The 1,048-nt window shown below is 44.9% G+C and carries 1 pseudogene; it reads left to right on the top strand.

The features are described 5' to 3' along the window. Positions 1-650 precede the first annotated feature (650 nt). A pseudogene (locus VB654_RS24740) lies at positions 651-1,048 on the top strand (restriction endonuclease subunit R); the annotation flags it as partial.

The raw sequence follows: 1,048 nt of genomic DNA, 5'->3' as shown, positions 1-1,048 counted from the left end.
ACACGTACAGAGCTAAAATCATTGCCAAAACGAGGTTCCATGAAGGAGCGTGTCTGCTCATCTAAGGGACTTCCAGAACCTTTTTGACTCGCTAAACGGCTCTCTAAGCTGGTATTTTCTTGACTGGGAATATTGCCTCCAGCCCTGTGTATAAAGCGCTGAATAAATGGGTTACTATATATTACTGGCCTGTTCTGAGTGCTATTTTTATTGGAATCTATTTGACGCTGAATCAGTGGACTGATGGACGTTATCGGTTGTCTGGGGATATTTAACTTTACCTGACGCTGAATCAGTGGGCTGATGGATGTTATCGGTTGTCTGGGGATATTTAACTCTACCTGACGCTGAATCAGTGGGCTGATGGAAGTTATCGGTTGTCTGGGGATATTTAACTCTACCCGACGCTGAATCAGTGGGTGGATACTTTGGACTAAAGCTTTTTCCTGAATTGAATCGAATGACGCTGCCGAATCAGACTGAATTGTTGGAGAATTAGTCGCAGTTAGTGTGTCCGAGGAACCCGTCGCTGTGCCGATTTATTTGGTTTAGGACAAGATAAGCAATTTTTCTATCTGTTCGACTATTGCCAAAATCTGGAGTTTTTCCAGCATCATCCAGAAACCACTGATGCACCCATCGGTAAGTCTTTGGGTAAGCAGTTATTTACCACCCGCTTGGAGTTAATCGCAGAGTTAGACAAGAAAGTTGGTACAGACAGCTTGAGCGAAGTTGGAGGCAATTTAAAAGCATCTCTAGCCGCCAATGAAGAACCAAAACCTGATGCCGAATTGCGCCGCCAAGTAGCCAATCTCCTGCACACAGAAGTGGCTGCGATGAATAGCGAAAACTTCGTAGTCCGTCCCAAGCGGCGATTGGTAGAAAAATATACAAGTCCCGAAGCTTGGCGATCGCTCTCAGATCAAGATTTTACGGCACTCAGCCAAGAAGTAGCCGGTTTACCCTCTCAATTGGCATCAGAAGCCGAAGAAATCAAGCGGTTTGATATTCTGGTGTTGAAATTACAATTAGCAGTAATGCGTCTGCG

The organism is Nodularia sp. UHCC 0506 (genome assembly GCF_034931045.1).
Classification (GTDB): domain Bacteria; phylum Cyanobacteriota; class Cyanobacteriia; order Cyanobacteriales; family Nostocaceae; genus Nodularia.
Note: the sequence above shows the minus strand (reverse complement) of the source record. Positions and strands in the feature narration are given on the sequence as shown.